Raw genomic sequence first — 16251 nt, 5'->3', positions numbered from 1 at the left:
GTATGGGATTGGACATGGGCCGCAGCATGGGCCGCAGCATGGGCCGCGGCGTCAACCGATGTGACAGGGGGGGCTGCCGTGTCGAACGGTGCCCGGATGGCAGGCTGTGCCGGCTTGCACTGCATTCCGGGTGCGGGGCAGCAAGCGTGCCCAGTCTGTCGAAAGGTTGGGGAGGAAGGCGCGGGGGCACCGCTTGCCTTGCGGGCGGAGTGGCTTGCGCACCCTGGCTGTGAAGCGGGCGCATCCGCGACTGCGGAGCGGTATGCGTGCCCAGCCTGGCAAGAGGTTGGAGCGGAGGGTGCGGGGGCACCATCCGCCGCGCGGGCGGAGTGGCTCGCGCATCCTGGCTGCGAAGCGGGCGTATCCGGGGGTGCGGGCCGGCATGCCCGCCCTGTTCGTGATGGGTCGGGATGTGCGGGTGCGCAGGTGCTATCCGGCTCGGCGCCGGTATGGGGCCACGACGGCATGTTCGTCGGCGCCATCCGGTGTTCCGGCTGTCGATGGCCCTCGATGGCCCAGAAGGGAAACCAGACCGAGGCTACCCGTTTCATCACATTCTTCCACCTCGAATTCACCGGGCCGTCCGCCCCGGCAGCGTACCAGTTCCAGATGCCAGCGCCCCCGCCCGACCCCGGGCATGCCCAGCGGTTCTGTGGGGCGGGACGAGACCGTCCACCGGGTGGCCGCCGCGCCGGGCTGGAGAAAGGGATGGGCGCTCCGACGGGAGCGGGGCGGGCGCCGGATGGCAATTCCCATGCTCTTTCCCTGTTCGGCCGCCAACTGGAGCCGCCGGGAGGCCGTCAGGGACAGGGCCGTGACCTCGCCAATGACCACGGCCGGACCGCCGTGCCGCAGCCCCTCCTCGAAGCAGGAGAGAAGGGCGGTGTTGTCCGGAGCCTCCGCATAGACAATCCGTTCCTCCGTCAGGCCCGCGCGGGCCAGGGCCGGGGGGAACAGGTCGGGCTGTCCCAGGCACCACAGAACCGGTCCGTCCAGCCGTGAGGCAATGCCCGCAGCGAAAAGTGTTGCTGCGGCTGCGTGAGCGGGGCCCGGTTCCCCTCCGGCAACCTCGTGCAGGGCATGGAGGGCCAGCCCCCCTCCCGGCAGGCACCCGTCAAGGGCCGCAAGGCCAAAGGGAAGGACCGTGTCGGAGAGGTGCTTGCGTCCCTCGATGCGCTCGATCCCGGCACGCAGGGCCGCAAGGGCGGGGCAGGGGGTGGGCATGGTCTGGTGCTCCTGAACAGCCGGTTCGGGGTCTGCGCTCCTGTTCCCGCAGCCCCCCGTGGGTGCGGGCCGGGGATGAGGGTGGCCTGGGGCGTTTTCCACCGGGGGCGCTGCCATCGCAGTGGGGCCTGCTCCCGGGGTGTTGGTCCCCTGGCCGGGCGTCCGTGCGCCCCGGGCGGGGGCCTGGTCAGAGGGTTACAGAGGCGTGGTCAGGCACAGGCAGAGGTATGGGCTCGGGCAGGTATGGGCTCGGGCCGGATGGAGAGGCTGCTTCCCGGCAGAACAGGGCGCGGATCCGCACACGTTTTGTTGGGAGACCGGTCGCCCTGATGGCCAGCAGGCTTTTGCCGGGAGACCGGTCGTCCTGCGCCCGGCAGGCTTCGGGGCGAGCGGATGCCTCGGGTTTCCGAAGGTGTGGCCGGAGGGCTCCTTTCGTTCTTGGCCGGGCGCCTCCTCCCGCCCCCGCGGGGCGGGCCCTGCCATCCCTGCCGGAGCCGGGGAGCCTTCCGCCCCAGAGAGTATCCGTGTTTTGCGTTCTTTCCTGTCCTCCTGCCGGACCCCGGTTCCATCCCGGCAGCCCGGTCTTTGGGCGGTTTCCTCCCGCCCGCACTTCGGGGCAGACGGAGACGCTCCTGTACTCCGGGGCGGTGCCCCGGGTGCGAAGGGTGGAGGGTGCCCGGATGGTGACGCCCGGGGCAGGGTCCGGGTCCGCACAGGGGATTTCTCCGGGAGAGAGGGGCGGTATGCCTCCAGCCCGGCGTCCGGTGCTGGTTTCCCGGCCCGTGTGACAGCGGGAGCCTGCCTGTGTGTGCGGAAGTCGTGCCCGGCCTGCCCGCATCGCCTGTGGCGTGGCGGGAGACCCCATTTCATTCGATTTTTGTTCTTTTCGAGTTTTTGGGGCCACGGGCATGGGAGGTTTCCCCTGCAGAATAAACACGACACAGGAAGCGGTTCGGAAGGGCGGGGCAATGGCCCCATGCCCTTACGGTATTCCTGCTACGTTCTCATGTCAACCACAAATGTTCTCTTTTGTGTTCTGTGTTCTCCTGGGCCGGAGGCGTGCTGCCCCGTGCCGCCCTTTGCCGCCCGCCGCAAGTCTGTCGCCGGAAGCAGGTCCGCTGCCCGTCGGGCACCGCCCGTCGCCGTTTCCGGTGGTCCGCACCCCTTCGCCGCCCGTTGTGCTCGGACGTCCGCAGTTCGCATCAGCACTCTGTCGTCTGCTGCCTCCCGCCCGGCGGCCGGAAGCCATGCCGGCACGCTCAGAACCGGGCCGAGGCCGAGAGCGCTAGCAGGGCGTCCAGGTCGAGGGTGCTTTCCAGGTGATCCGCGAGGGCGTCCAGGGTGGCCTCGATCCGGGCCTCGAAGCCCTCCAGTGCCCCGGCGTGGCCGGTCACGCTTTTCAGCCAGGAGGCCCGAAAGCCGTCCGAGGCCAGCAGGCCGTGAAGGTCGCTTCCGCCCACCCGTCCGCAGGCGGACACAGCGCCTTCCCGGTGTACGGTGCCGTCCGGCAGGGCCAGGGTCAGGAAGGGGCGCGACAGGTCCGCCCCGCTGACAACGGCCCGGTCCGTCCGGTAGCCCGAGACCGGTACGCCGAAGCGGGTGTCCCGCCCCTCCAGGGTGGTTGCCGTCGTCCCCCCGACCAGGCAGGTGTCCATGTCCAGAAGTCCGAGCCCCGGCGTGTCCCCCGGCGGGCCCTCCAGCCCCTCCGGATCCCGGATCACATGCCCCAGCATGCGAAAGCCCGCGCCGAGTCCCAGCACATGGCCCCCGTGGCGCACGTGGGCGTGCAGGTCGTGATGCCAGCCGCGGGCGTGCAGGAACTCCAGATCCGCGCGGGAGGAGCCCGAGCCGGGCAGGATCACCACCCGGGAGTCTTGCGGGATGGGCTCGCTCCCCCGGACCCAGTGCACGTTCAGGGCCGGATCCAGGGCCAGGGGGTCCAGATCGTCGAAATTGGCCACATTGGGAAAGCGGAGAACCGAAACCGGCACGGTGCCGTCGTCGGATCCGGTCGCCGGGCGCTCCAGGCTCAGGCTGTCCTCGGCGGGAAGGGCGCGGGCCCGGTCAAACCAGCCCGCAAGGCCCGCACACGGCCACCCCGTGCGCTCGGTGATGGTCCGGCAGGCGGGCTCGAACAGGGAGAAGTCCCCGCGCATCTTGTTGACCAGGTAGCCCCTGACCCGCTCGCGCTCGTGAGGCTCCAGAAGGGCGTGGGTGCCCACAAGGGCGGCAATGGCGCCGCCCGGGTCCACATCCCCCACCATCAGGACCGGCAGGTCCGCGGCGGTGGCCAGAGCCATGTTCACAATGTCCGAGTCCTTGAGATAGGTCTCCACCGGGCTTCCGGCGCCCTCGACGACCACCAGGTCCGCGTCGCACCCGAGGGTCTCCAGGCTGTCCAGAACCAGGGGCATGAGCCGCGGGCGCAAGGCGCCGTAGTCCCGCGCCCGGTACCAGCCCAGGGGCTGCCCGCGGGCCACCACCAGCGAGCCCGCCCCCGCCCGGGGCCGCAGCACAACCGGGTTCATGTGAACCGAGGGGGAAACACGGCACGCCCGGGCCTGAAGCGCCTGGGCCCGGCCGATTTCCCCCGTCTGCCCGGGCACATCGGACTCCGGCGTCACCGCCACATTGCCGGTGATGTTCTGGGCCTTGAACGGGCGCACCCGAAGGCCCCTGCGGGTCCAGGCCCGGCACAGGCCGGTGACAAGAAGGCTTTTTCCCACGTCCGAGGCCGTGCCCTGGAGCATCAGAAAGCGGGTTGTTCCGGTGGTGCTCATGATTCGGCGAAGATCTCCGGGTTTTCCGACAGGGCGCGGATCGCCTCCCACGCCGGGCGCAGGGTCTGGGCCTTGCCCCCCCTCGGGTGCCCGGGAGCGGACTTGGGCTGCCAGGCGAACAGGTCCACGTGGGCCCAGGGCACCAGGGGATCAACGAACTCCTTCAGGAACAGGGCGGCGGCAATGGCACCGGCGAAGCCGCTGTCCGGAGAGTTGGTCAGGTCCGCAACCGGGCTGTCCAGCATGGACCGGTAGCCGGGCCACAGGGGCAGGCGCCACAGGGGATCGTGGGTGTCCCGGCCGGCACGCACCAGGATGTCCGCAAGGGCGTCGCCGTTGGAGAACAGGGCCGGAAGGTCGGGCCCCAGGGCAACCCGGGCCGCGCCGGTCAGGGTGGCAAAATCCAGAAGCAGGCGGGGGGGCTCCTCGCAGGCGGCGCACAGCAGGTCCGCAAGGACAAGGCGCCCCTCGGCGTCCGTGTTGCCGATCTCCACAAAGGGGCCCTTGCGCGAGCGGATCACGTCACCCGGGCGCAGGGCGTTCCCGGAAATGGCGTTGTCGGCGGCCCCAATCAGGACGCGCAGCCGGACCGGCAGCCTCATGCGCATGATGAGGCTCGCAAGGCCGAGAGCGTGGGCCGCGCCGCCCATGTCCTTTTTCATCAGAAGCATGTTGGAGGACGGCTTGATGTCGAGCCCGCCGGTATCAAAGCACACCCCCTTGCCCACAAGGGTGACGGCCGGATGGTCCGGCTCGCCCCAGCGCAGGTCGATCAGGCGCGGCGCGCGGGAGCTGGCCCGGCCGACGGCGTGGATAAGCGGATAGTTCTGCTCGAGGAGGGCGTCGCCCTCCACCACGGTCACGCTGGCGTCGAAAAGGCGGGCCAGGCCGAGCGCGGTGTCCGCCAGCTCGGCGGGGCCCATGTCCTCGGCCGGGGTGTTGACCAGATCCCGCACCAGGCGGATGGCGTCACACAGGGCAAGGCAGAAGGACGTGTCCACGCCCTCCGGAATCACAAGACGGGGCGGCTGCCAGGGAAGGGAGCGCCTGTCCGGCACCTTGTAGCGATCGAAGCGGTAGCACTCCATGGCCCAGAAGAGCACAGCGCTTTCCAGGAACTCCGGCGAGAAGCCCTGGGTGTCCAGCTGGTAGAGGCCGGAGCGCAGGCTTCGGGCCGCGTGAGCCATGACCGAGGGATCCCCGCCGTCCCGTCCCTGGCCCACGACGACCTCCCGGAGGGTTCCGTCCTCCGAGGGCATTTTGGCCACCTCACCATGATGGGCCCGGAACCCGTAGGTATCGAACCAGTTGGTGGCAAAGGGCCCGGCCATCGTGAGCGAGCGCAGGAACGTGACGTTGTCGAGAAGGCGGATCGTCACGGGTGGGGGCGACCCGGGCTCCGGGGCCAGAACAAGACTCTCTTTCACGGACGGTTCTCCTGTAGGGCGTTCCGGATGGACTCCCGTGGGTGGGCGCACGCGGGTGGCGCATGCGGAAACGACGGCGGAAGACCCTATCATAACGGGGAACCCCCTCGAGGTGAACATAAGGGGGGGACGCCTGGCGCCGCAACACGGGCGGCGGGGCAACACCGGCGGCGGCGGGGCCCCCTGTGCGCCCTCCTGCTTCCCTCGCACTGCGCGCGCGGACCGAGGCCGGGCCGTTGCCCCCGTCTGTGGTCATGCGCCCTCTGACGCGGGCTCCCGGAGTGAGAAACAGCAGCGGGCAGGGCTGTCCGGCGCGGCTCACGGTCTCAAGCTGTGTCGCAGGGTGTCCCGCTGTGCCGGGGTGTCCCGCCTTGTCGCGGTGTCCCGCCGTGTCCCCGCCTCCCGTCGTGCCCGCCCTTTCGCCGGCGGGCGTTTTTTCCGGATTCGAGACCGGAAAATTCCCGGGCCAGTCTGCCCTGGCGAATAATTTGCTCTCGTTTCGCCGCATGGTTGATTTTTTTCACGCATTTTTTGTGCGAGTCGCTTCGGGATCCTGGAAAAAATCCCTTCTTTTTCGCCCTTGTGCGCGGCAGGGTCGTCCGGATCCGCGCAGGAGCCGGGGCGCGATGCCAACAGAATCAACTGTCTGATTTGTAATGGAAAAGCGGTAACAGAAGGCCGGTTTATGTTTGAGGGCGATTCTCACCCGCAGCGCTGCCCCCATGATTTGGGGGTGACTGTCCTCATTTTTTCTACCATGAGGTGCTTTGCTGCCCTATTTTAAGCCGTTGTCATAAGTTTTTTTTTGGTCTAGAGGTCAGGCGTTCTAGTTTGTAACATCCTGAAACAACTCCCCCCCGGCTGGTGACGGTCTTTTTTCTCGTGTTCGTCTGCCGGTTCCGGGACAAGAAATGCCGGAGGATATGGTCAATGGGAAAGCGGACAAAAAAGCTCGCGCTTGTTGCCGGGGGCGTTGCCGTCGCCAGTCTGTTCGGGGCCGTCCCCGACGCGAGGGCCGAGGGTTTCGCGCTTTATGAATACGGTGCAAGGGGTCTGGCGCTGGGTGGCGGCATGATGGCGCGCAAGCCCGATGCCTCGGCCATTGCCTACAACCCCTCCCAGATCACCCGTCTTCCCGGGACACAGATCATGACGGGAGCGGCGGTGGTGAACCCGGGCGGCAAGATGCGAACCATCGATTCCAAGGGGAACCGCCAGAACACCAGCCTCAAGGACTCCTACTGGCTTATGCCGCATGGTTATATCTCGCAGCAGATCAACGAGGACTGGTATTTCGGTTTCGGGATGTTCTCCCGCTTTGGTCTGGGCTTCGAGTATCCCCAGGACTGGCCCGGCCGCTACAACATCACCAGCGTTGTTCTCCAGTCCGCCTCGGTGAACCCGAATATTGCGTGGAAGGCGACGGACAAGCTCTCCCTTGCCGCCGGCGTGGAGGCCCTGTGGGTGAACCTTGATATCCGGCGCCGCGTTCCGGTGTCCGCGTTCGGGGGCAAGTACAGGACCGACCTTGACTCCAAGATCACCGATGCGAATGACATCGGCTGGGGCTTCAACGTGGCCGGCCACTACCAGTTCAATGACGAGTGGGCCTTCGGGGCCCAGTACCGCTCCCAGGTGCGGGTCAACGCCTTTGGCACCATCCGGATGTCGGACAAGGGCGCGGGGAAGCTGCCGGATCACCACGGCTCTGCCCACTCCTCGGTGAAGCTGCCGGACTCGGTTGCGTTCGGTCTGGCCTGGACCCCGCGCAGTGATCTGTCCTTCGAGACCGGCGCCGTCTGGACCCGCTGGAGCAAGTTCAACGCCCTTGATATCAGCATTCCGGGCAGCCCGTATGTTCCGGGCGGTCTGGCGCCGTCCCGCAAGGACTGGAAGGACGTCTGGCGGTTCAACGTCAGCGCCGAATACGATGTGTGCGACTGGATGAGCCTGCGGGCCAGCTACATCTACGACCAGTCCCCCATGCCGAACTCGACCCAGGACTACCTGATCCCGTCGGACGGACGGAACATCTGGGGCATCGGCGCCGGTTTCCGCTACGAGAACTGGACCGCGGACCTGTCCTACTCCTACGTCGATCCGTTCTCCCGGTCTTACCGGGCGGACCCGTCCACGGGTGTTATGAACTCCAAGACCCTTGACGGCTACACCCACATCGTGGGGCTGTCCCTCAGCTACCGCTTCTGATCTCTCCGGGGCCGTCCTGCGGTCCGGGAGCCTCAACGGGAACAGCCGCCGGACCCTCCGGCGGCTGTTTTCGTGTGTGAGGGCCGGCCGGGGGCTTGGGGGAAAGTCTTGCAGAGGTGTCGGGGAGGTGGTGTGGGGCGCGGAGAAGTGTCGGGGGTATGGCCGTGGGGCGCGTGTGCGGGCTCCGCGTGGGCCCGGGGGCACGTCCGTGGGTCGCACTGTGCGGGCGGAGGCTCTGCGCTGCCTCCCGGCGTTTTGCAGCCCTGTTTGTCTCCCTGTTCCGTCCCCACAGTGGTCCCCGGGCCCGGCCCCTGTCTGCCCCCTCCCGACAGCAAAGGGGGGCGCCCTTTCGGACACCCCCCCCAACAGTTCAATCCCCTTGTTCAGTCGCTCTGTTCAGTGGATCTGTTCAGACCCCCTGTTCAGGCATCCGGCCTAGTAGCCCTCGACCAGGCTCTTTCGCACCTGCTTGATCGTGACCGGAGAGGCCTGGTTCCCCCAGGACTGCCGCAGGAAGGTCAGGATGCCGGCAAGCTGCTCGTCCGACATCTCGGAGCGATAGGCAGGCATTGTGAGGGGAACCCGCGCCTCTGTGGCCGGAGACTTGCCCCCGTAGGCCACGATCTTGATGGTGGTGGCCGGATCCTCGGCGACCACCAGGCGGTTTCCGGCAAGCGCCGGGACCACGAAGGGGATGCCCTTGCCCTGCGGCCCGTGACACATGGCGCAGTACTCGGCGTAGTCCCGGGCGCCCCGGGCGACGGTCGTCTCGGCCGGTGCCGGTGTCTGGAGGGACATCAGGTAGGTGACGATCGAGTCCATGTCCTTTTCGGTCAGGTGCTGGGTGCTGTTCGTGACCACCAGGGACATGGGGCCGCTGATGGCGTTGTGGGCGCTCAAACCCTGCCGCAGGTCCGCCTTCAGTTGCTCGGGGGTGAAGCCGGTCGGCCCGGTGAGGGGGACTGAGTACCAGCCCTCGAAGACCGCACCGCCGAGGAAGTCCTTGCTCTTCTCGTCCAGCCCCTTTTCCGCGAAGACCAGTCCGCGGGGGGTGTGGCAGGTGCCGCAGTGTCCAAGGCTCTGGACCAGGTAGGCGCCCCGGTTCCACTCCTCGCTTTTGGTGGCGTCGGGTGTGTACCGGCCCGGGTCATTGAACACCGTGTTCCAGATGCCCAGGGGCCAGCGCATGCTGATCAGCCAGGGGATCTCGTTCTTCTTGTTCTCCACGGCGAGGGGCGCCACGTCGTTCATGAAGTACTCGTAGAGCCCGCGGATGTCGTCGTCACTGATCTTGGTGTACGAGGGGTACGGCATGGCCGGATACAGGCGCCCGCCGTCCTTGCGGACGCCGTCGCGAACGGCCCGGGTGAACTCCTCCAGGGTGTAGGTGCCGATGCCGTAGGTCGGATCCGGCGTGATGTTGGTGGCGTACATGATGCCGATGGGGGTGTGGAAGCTCGTGCCCCCGGCGAACGGCTTGTTCGGATCCGAGGTGTGGCAGGCGACACAGTCCCCGAGACGCGCGAGGTATTCCCGCTCGGCCTTCGTGTGGGTCAGCCCGGCTTCCCGGTCTTTGGCACCGGCGTCGCTGTTCTGGGCTCCGGCGGCCAGCGGCGCGACGCACAGGGCGGCTACGGCAAGCGTAAGGATTTTCGCTTTCATTCGTCTGACCCTCCCGTCGAACCGGTAATGATTTCCTCCACGGCGCGCCAGCCCTCGTCGATTGCGGAGTGGGCGTAGGGGCTCCAGGCCGCGTCGGAGTTGGCGATGTGGATGTTGCCGTGGGGTTGGCGCGCAAGGGCGATGGTGCTCTCGCTGAGCGCGCTGTCGTCCCACAGGGAGCTCTCGGCGTAGGCGTAGCCGTGGGGCCAGCGGTTGACCGTGATGGCCAGGATGTCGCGCTCGTGGTCGAACCCGGCGGGGCCGAACATGTCGTGAAGCTGGGAGCGCACCATCTCCTCGTATTCCGAGAACGGCTTGGCCAGCAGGATGCCCCGGCCCATCCGGGCCTGCTCCCGGGGCGACAGGCCGCTTCCGGGCATGGTGGGCACGTGGATCATGTGCAGGCCAATGGCGTGGTCGGGCGAGGCCGAGTGCTTGTAGCCGCCCATGTTGACCGGGTAGTCCAGCTTGACCACGCAGAACGGCGCGGCCGGACAGTAGAAGTAGTGGGCGCCGACCTTCATGAAGGCCTGCCAGTTCCGGATGGCCACCTTGGTGTAGACAAGGGGGGCCTTCACGTTGCGCAGAAGGGCCTCGCGCTGCTTCTCGGGCAGGGAGGGGACGATGGACGGGATCATCATGTTGTAGCCCGCCATGATGACCTTGGCGGCCTTCACCTTCCGCATGGTGGTGTTCTTGTGGATGTAGATCACCTCGGCGTTGCCGTCCGCGGTGTTGTCCACGTGCAGGCCGATGGCGTTCAGGCGCAGGCGGACGGGGGCGTTCTCCCGGTCCAGGGTGCTGTAGTCGAACTTGGCCAGGACCACGTCATCCATGCCCGAGCCCGGGGCGACCTCCGGAATGAGCTTGCGCACCAGAAGCCGGGCCAGGCTCGCGTTGCCGTCCGGGAAGTGGTGGATGTAGGGCTCCTCCAGCTCGGCCTGGTCCTCGGCGCTCAGGGGGATGCCCAGGCCCTGGAAGCCGGGCAGGGCGCACAGGCGGGCGTCCTCGCAGGACAGGGCGTCGATGCCCACGGCCTGGAAGTCGTTGCTCCGCTGCTGGAAGTACTTGGCCGCGAGGGGCGACAGGCCGGCCTTGTCCCGCAGGAACTGCAGGTAGGAGTGGGAGGCCAGATATTCGGTCTTCTCCTCGATGCTCATGCCCTCGAGGTAGTCCACGTTGCCCGTGTGCAGGGTGATCAGGGCCTTGCGGTCCTCCTCGGGCATGGGGAAGTCGGAGATGAACTCGGCGTAGGTCCGGCCGTTCAGCTTGTCCTTGGTCAGGTCGTCGTCAACGATGGAGCTGGGGTCGCCGGTCACGATGCGGTTTTCCCCGAAGTTCTCCCGGTCGAAGAAGACGCCGCGGCTCAGGCCCAGCCCGTGGTAGAAATTGGTGTCGAAGGCGTCACCCAGCCGGTCCACCGACACACCCAGGTCGTCCAGGAGTCGAAGGGCAACCTTGCTCCAGGCCGTATTCGGGGACTGGAGCGACTCACTTCCGCCGTAGCCAAGGATCATGCCGTCGGGGGTGGTGAACTCGTTGCGCTTGGCGTGTCCGCCGAAGTCATCGTGGTTGTCCAGAAGCAGGACGCGTTTGTCCGCTCCCGCGTGCTGGCGGTAGAACCAGGCGGCGGCGAGCCCACTGATACCCGCCCCCACGATCACAAGGTCGTAGGTCTCCTCGACGGGCAGTGAGGCCGCGTTGAATTCCTTGCCGGCCCGGGCAAGGGCGTGGGCGCTTTCAAAGGATCCGGGGTGGCTGCCCCGAAGTCCTGTGAGGGCCGGGGGGTAGTAAACCGGGCCTGCCGCCGTTTCCGCTCGGGCGCGCAGGAGTGTGACAGGCGCTGCGCCGGCGACGATGGCCAGTGCAACGCCGTTCAGAAAATCTCTACGGGTGATATCCATGCCGATTGTCCTTGGGTGTAAGGCTGGGGTGTACAATCTCAAGTCGCATCAGGTTACAACTATTAAAAAATTTAACGGATTGGTCAAGTATTTGCGCGGGGAACGGGGGCTCGGGAAGCACATTTTTTTTGGTGTGTCGGAGGGGCTGCGGCGCCAGGCGCCCGCGCGCTGACCCGATTTACGGCCCCGGACTGTGCCTTGCCGCCATTTCCGGCCGGGGCCGGGTCGGCAGGGGGGATCCGGAGGCTTCGCACCCCGCGTCCCGTCGCTCCGAACCCAAGGCAGGCTCTGGCCTCCGCCGGGGTTGTCGGCCCGGTCACGGGGCAGAGGGAGCGTGTGTGACGCTCCTGGCCGAGTCGCGCCGAACTGCCCGCCAGGGGTGTTCCGGGGCGGTTTCCTGTGCGGGTTTTGATCGTTTTTGGCCCGTTATGATTGCACTGGGGCGGTTGTGACCGGGGTCGGGACGGACGGGCGGACGGCGCCCGGGACCGTGGTCCACCCTGTGCCTCCGGCCGTCATGACGGGGGTCCGGATCGCTACCTTTGGGCGAGTTGCGGCGGGCGGGAGGAGTTCGGTGGGGAAGGGGGGTGACGCGGGGAAGGGGGATGGCGCGGGGAAGGGGGCTGGTGGAGCAGCCACACCGCCAGGCTCAGCGCGGCTTCCCGGGTGCGTCCCGCGTGGCCCCGGGTGCATTCCGCCCGGCCCCGGGTGCATTCCGCCCGGCCCCGGGTGCCGCCGTTCCCGGCCCGGACAGGAGCGTGAGCAGTTCCCCGGTGGTCAGGAAGTAGGGCAGGACCGGCTCCGTCAGTCTCAGGGCCTCGTCCAGGAGCCTGTGGTAGGAGGCCCGGGGGATCTCCCGCGCGCCCATGGAGATCAGGTGTTCCGTGGTGAACTGGGTGTCCAGAAGGATGAAGCCGCCCTTGATCATGCGCGCAATCAGGTGGCACAGGGCCACCTTCGAGGCATCGGTGACGCGCGAGAACATGCTTTCCCCGAAGAAGGCGCCGCCCATGGCCAGGCCGTAGAGGCCGCCCACCAGCCGGTCGCCCTGGAAGCACTCCACCGAGTGGGCGAACCCCAGCCGGTGAAGCTCCACAAACACATCGCGGATTCCCGGGTTGATCCAGGTCTCGTTGCGGGTGGGGTTGTCCGGCGTCAGCTCGGCGCAGGCGTCGATCACCGCCTCGAAGGCGCTGTCAACGGTAACCCGGAACACGTCCTTCCGAAGGGTCCGGCGCAGGGACCGGGAGGGGGAGAAGCGGTTCAGGGGGATGATGCCCCGCTCGATCGGATCCACCCAGACCACCTCGGCGTCGGTTTTCGAGCGCGCCATGGGGAAGACGCCCCTGCTGTAGGCGTAGAGGATCAGTTCCGGGGTCAGTTCTAGGGGCTGGCGGGTCATCATGGGGGGCCTCAGGACAGGGGGGGCTGGTCCTGCCCGGCCGTGCGCCCGGCGGCGCGCTCAGCGGGGTGCGGCTCTCCCGCGTGCCGTTCTCCGGCACGCCCGGCGGGACGCTCGCCGGGACGCTCCCCGGGTCGGGGCACGAGGCCGTAGGGCTCGGCCTGTTTCCAGACGTGGGCCGGCACCATGGACTTGACCCGGGCGGGCTGGAAGCGGCGCAGGTTGACGATGGCCTCCAGGGCTTTCATCTCCACCCGGGTGCGGGCGAACTCCAGGCCGCGGGGGCCGGTCTTCGGCATCAGCCAGGCCACGATGGGGCGCAGGAACGAGGGCATGCGCCGCAGGGGAAGCCCGCCGGCCGCGCGCTCCACGTTGTCCAGGAAGCCCTTCACGGCCGTTGCCCGCTTGCCCTTGTCGCCGGGGCGGCTCAGGCGGACCTCATCCCCCAGCAGGTCCAGAAGCTCCTGGCCCCTCGCGTTGCGCACCACGAGCCACTGCTCGCCCTCTCCGCCCATGTAGCCCACGGTGATGTCCGCAAGGGTGTTGGGGTAGTCCACGCAGGCCCGGCAGGTGAGGGGGAAGAAGTCCGTCGGCAGGGTGGACAGGGGCAGCATCAGGAAGGGGATGCGTTTCTTCTTTCCGCCCTGGAAGCGCATTTCCACGTGGTAGTCCGGGTAGAACTCCAGGTAGGTGACGGTTTCGGGCCGGTCGGTCAGAAGGCCAAGGAAGGTGTGGAAGTTCTCCGTGGTGGTGTTGTCCGAGCACGGAATGCCGATCACGTACAGCTTCTCGAACCCGAAATGGTCCTCGAGGGCGCGCACCGGATGGACCTGGCAGGGCACGCCGATGAAGGCCACCCGCTTCAGGCCGCGGGCTTTGGCCTCGGCAAGCTGCTCCACGAGGGGCGCATAGCCCATGCGCATGCCCCGGCAGGCGGCCATGTCGGCGGCGGCGGTGACCAGGGCGGCTCTTGGCTTCCAGATGTCGTCCGCATCCGGGGCGATGGCAACCACCGCCTCGACGGTTCCGGTCTCCAGAAGGCGCTCGGCAATGCGGGTGGTGATGCCCGTCCACTGGGCGCCCGGCCGCGGCGATGTCAGCGCAGCCCGGTGCATGGCCTGGAAAACGCCGAAGAACAGCTCGTCCGGGTTTGCGTCCGGGTTCCGGGTGCGTCCGTGCACCGAGCGCTCCAGGGCCTCGTAGTCGGGCCGGATGAACTGGCAGGCTACGCCGCAGGCCCGGCTGTCCGGCAGGCGGGACACGCCGCAGTCGGTGCACAAGGTGCGCTGGGGTGCGGCGGTAGCGGCAGCGGCGGGGGACGCGCAGGGCGCGGTCGGAGAGGTCGCGGTGGAGGCGGTCGCAGGGGTGGCGCCGGGGACAGTCATGGTGAAACTCTCTTTCCAGCAGGAGCGTTCAGGACACAGGCCCGGTCGGGGACGGAGCGGGCAAGGCCGGTCGGGGATGGGCGGGCCCGCATCGGGCTTGGGGACAGACAGGCGGCCAGATGCAGAGATGGGCGGGCGGTCAGGCGGATTGGGGCAGGCAAACTCAAGGGGGCCGGATGCAGGAGTGGGCAGACACAGAGATGGGCGGACTCACGAAGGCATAGGCGGGGCCGTGCAGGCTGGCGGACGAAGGACGCGGGCAGGTGGGGACGGGCAGGCGGGGACGGGCACGCGGGCGCAGGCGGCGTGTCTCGAGCGACGGACAGGCGCAGGGCCACCCGCCCGGGGCCGGGCCACGTGGACGGAGCGGGAAGGCGCTCAGCGGTCCACCCAGTGGTCCGGCAGCAGGTCGCACAGGGTCTTGATCTCGGTTTCGGACACAAGGATCCGGGTGTTGGCGACGTTCTGCACGTCCACCTGGGCGAGCAACTCGCGGCAGCGTCCGCAGGGCGGCAGCACCGTTCCGCGGTCCGAGACCGCAACAATCAGGTCCACCCGGGTTTCCCGGGTCTTCAGCATGGAGGCGATGGCCGAGTGCTCCGCGCAGAAGCCGATGCCGCAGGCCAGAACCAGGTCCACCCCGGTGTGAAGCGCGCCGCTGTCGGTGACAAGGGCGCAGCCCACATTGGCGGCCACGTTGTGCTTGAAGCCGCTGAGAGGAAAGGCTCCGGCCAGGGCGCGGGCCTCGGCGATCAGGGCCTCCGGTGTCATGACCCGGTCCGGCGTTCCGGGCCGGCCTGATCTGCCGCCGCCAGACGCAGGAAGTCCGCGGCTGCGGCCACATCGGCCTCCAGGGCCTTGCGGCGCTCCAGGGCCTCGTGGTCCGCGCCCCATTTTTCCTCCTGGTACAGCTCGTCGATCTGGCTGGCCAGGAAGGCTTCGGCCGGATCCAGCCGGCCCCGGTGGAGGGCCAGGGCAATCACAAGCGAGCCCAGGGTTGCGGTCAGGGCCTGGACCGCGGTCAGGTCCAGAAGGCTGAGGCGCTCCAGAACCGTGCGCAGCCCGGCAAGGGCCTCGGCGGGCTGGTCCACGGGCAGGATGCCGGTGGTGGTTTTCAGGGCCACGCCCTCCTGCCCGGCCAGGTCGTCCAGAAGGGGCTGCCAGGCCCGGTGCTGGCGCAAGACCAGATCCTCCGGCGCCTCCGCCCGGTAGCAGACCAGGTCCGAGTTGCCGTACTCGAGAAGGGCCGAGATCACCGCGTCCCGGGCCGGGGCAATCCGGTCGATGGCGGTGTTCAGAAGGGTGGTCAGGGGCATGGTCTCGGGGGCGATGTGCTCGCCCTGGGCGTCCCACTCCCGGGCCACGGCCGCCGCAAGGGCGGGGCCGGGGGCGCTCAGGCGCTCGCGACCCGGTGTGCGCACGGTCCGCCCGTCCAGGAGGATGTCATGGCCTCCGGCGGGGTTCGGGTTCGTGCCCACGGTCTTGTAGAAGCGCTTGCGGGTCAGGCTCGAGAGCGGCTTGTCCACCTTCGAGGACGTGGGAACGGGGATGGGGGTGCTGAGTTCCTTTCTCATTTCGCCACGTACCGTCCTTCCCAGGGGCACATGTCCAGAAGGGACTCCAGGCCCGCCGCATTGCCCGCCACGACATAGGCGCCGGCGCTCTTCAGGGCCTCGGGGGGCTGGTTGCCCCAGCTGACCCCGATGCCGACCACCCCGGCGCTGACGGCCATCTGCATGTCGTAGACCGCATCGCCGATCATGACGCTGCGGGCGGGATCGGCGCCGACCACGTCCAGGGCCTCGCGGATCATCCAGGGGTTGGGCTTGCCGGGGCCGTCGTCCGGCGTGCAGACCGAGACGAACCGCCCCTCAAGGTCGAAGCGCTTGAGGAACGCCTCCACCCCCCGGCGGGATTTGCCGGTGGCGATGGCCATGGGGATTTCCCGCTTCTCCAGGTCGTCCAGGATCTTGGCCATGCCGGCAAAGAGGTCTTCCTGGAAGTCCGGGCGCGCCCGGGTGGTGAAGTAGATATCCCGGTAGACATCGGTCACCTCCCGGGCCCGGGCCTTCTGGGGCTCGGGGAGGAGGTGTTCGATACCCTCGGTCAGGGACAGGCCGATGATCGCGCTGATGCGGTCGATGGAGGGAACCTCCAGCTCGCAGCGGCGGAACGACTCCGTCATGGTGTCGAGAATGAACTGACGGGAATCCACAAGGGTTCCGTCCACGTCCCAGACGACGAGTTCAAGCGCCATAG

General features: G+C 68.1%; 11 protein-coding genes. 1 reads left to right on the top strand and 10 read right to left on the bottom strand.

Going from position 1 to position 16251, the window contains the following annotated elements; all coding sequences use genetic code 11:
* Positions 1-429 precede the first annotated feature (429 nt).
* The 3 genes from IHV25_RS05655 to IHV25_RS05645 form a co-directional block, all read right to left on the bottom strand.
* On the bottom strand, positions 430-1224 hold the full coding sequence (locus IHV25_RS05655) for an ImuA family protein (RefSeq protein ID WP_192534135.1): 795 nt from the start codon (positions 1222-1224) through the stop codon (positions 430-432).
* 1259 nt (positions 1225-2483) lie between these two features.
* Positions 2484-4004, bottom strand: a complete 1521-nt coding sequence (locus IHV25_RS05650) for a cobyric acid synthase (RefSeq protein ID WP_192534134.1) — start codon at positions 4002-4004, stop codon at positions 2484-2486.
* Entirely contained in the window at positions 4001-5431 is a 1431-nt protein-coding gene (locus IHV25_RS05645; RefSeq protein ID WP_338048590.1) for a leucyl aminopeptidase family protein, read from the bottom strand. Before IHV25_RS05645 ends, IHV25_RS05650 begins: the two co-directional genes overlap by 4 nt.
* Positions 5432-6361: 930 nt before the next feature.
* Between IHV25_RS05645 and IHV25_RS05640 the strand changes: the two genes are divergently transcribed.
* Entirely contained in the window at positions 6362-7639 is a 1278-nt protein-coding gene (locus IHV25_RS05640) for an OmpP1/FadL family transporter (RefSeq protein WP_192534132.1), read from the top strand.
* Positions 7640-8074: 435 nt separating this feature from the next.
* On the opposite strand, the gene IHV25_RS05635 is transcribed toward IHV25_RS05640, so the two are convergent.
* The 7 genes from IHV25_RS05635 to IHV25_RS05605 all read right to left on the bottom strand — a co-directional run bounded on the left by IHV25_RS05635 (position 8075) and on the right by IHV25_RS05605 (position 16249).
* Positions 8075-9301: a c-type cytochrome gene (locus tag IHV25_RS05635; protein ID WP_192534131.1), complete on the bottom strand. Its 1227-nt coding sequence runs from the start codon at positions 9299-9301 to the stop codon at positions 8075-8077.
* Positions 9298-11205 carry an NAD(P)-binding protein gene (locus tag IHV25_RS05630; RefSeq protein ID WP_192534130.1) on the bottom strand — a complete coding sequence of 636 codons (1908 nt, stop codon included), beginning with the start codon at positions 11203-11205 and terminating at the stop codon, positions 9298-9300. Before IHV25_RS05630 ends, IHV25_RS05635 begins: the two co-directional genes overlap by 4 nt.
* A 649-nt stretch (positions 11206-11854) precedes the next feature.
* Positions 11855-12610, bottom strand: coding sequence for a leucyl/phenylalanyl-tRNA--protein transferase (aat, locus tag IHV25_RS05625; RefSeq protein WP_338048589.1), 756 nt, complete (start codon positions 12608-12610; stop codon positions 11855-11857).
* A gap of 8 nt (positions 12611-12618) precedes the next feature.
* Positions 12619-13992, bottom strand: a complete 1374-nt coding sequence (locus IHV25_RS05620) for a Coenzyme F420 hydrogenase/dehydrogenase, beta subunit C-terminal domain (protein ID WP_192534129.1) — start codon at positions 13990-13992, stop codon at positions 12619-12621.
* 378 nt (positions 13993-14370) lie between these two features.
* On the bottom strand, positions 14371-14763 hold the full coding sequence (locus tag IHV25_RS05615) for a cytidine deaminase family protein (protein ID WP_192534128.1): 393 nt from the start codon (positions 14761-14763) through the stop codon (positions 14371-14373).
* Complete coding sequence (locus IHV25_RS05610) at positions 14760-15566, bottom strand: ATP12 family chaperone protein (RefSeq protein ID WP_192534127.1); 807 nt, start codon at positions 15564-15566, stop codon at positions 14760-14762. Before IHV25_RS05610 ends, IHV25_RS05615 begins: the two co-directional genes overlap by 4 nt.
* On the bottom strand, positions 15563-16249 hold the full coding sequence (locus IHV25_RS05605) for an HAD-IA family hydrolase (protein ID WP_192534126.1): 687 nt from the start codon (positions 16247-16249) through the stop codon (positions 15563-15565). Before IHV25_RS05605 ends, IHV25_RS05610 begins: the two co-directional genes overlap by 4 nt.
* Positions 16250-16251 lie beyond the last annotated feature (2 nt).

Source organism: Phaeovibrio sulfidiphilus (genome assembly GCF_014861485.1).
Classification (GTDB): domain Bacteria; phylum Pseudomonadota; class Alphaproteobacteria; order Rhodospirillales; family Rhodospirillaceae; genus Phaeovibrio; species Phaeovibrio sulfidiphilus.
The sequence above is the reverse complement of the archived record's forward strand: the minus strand, read 5'-3'. Positions and strand labels throughout refer to the sequence as shown.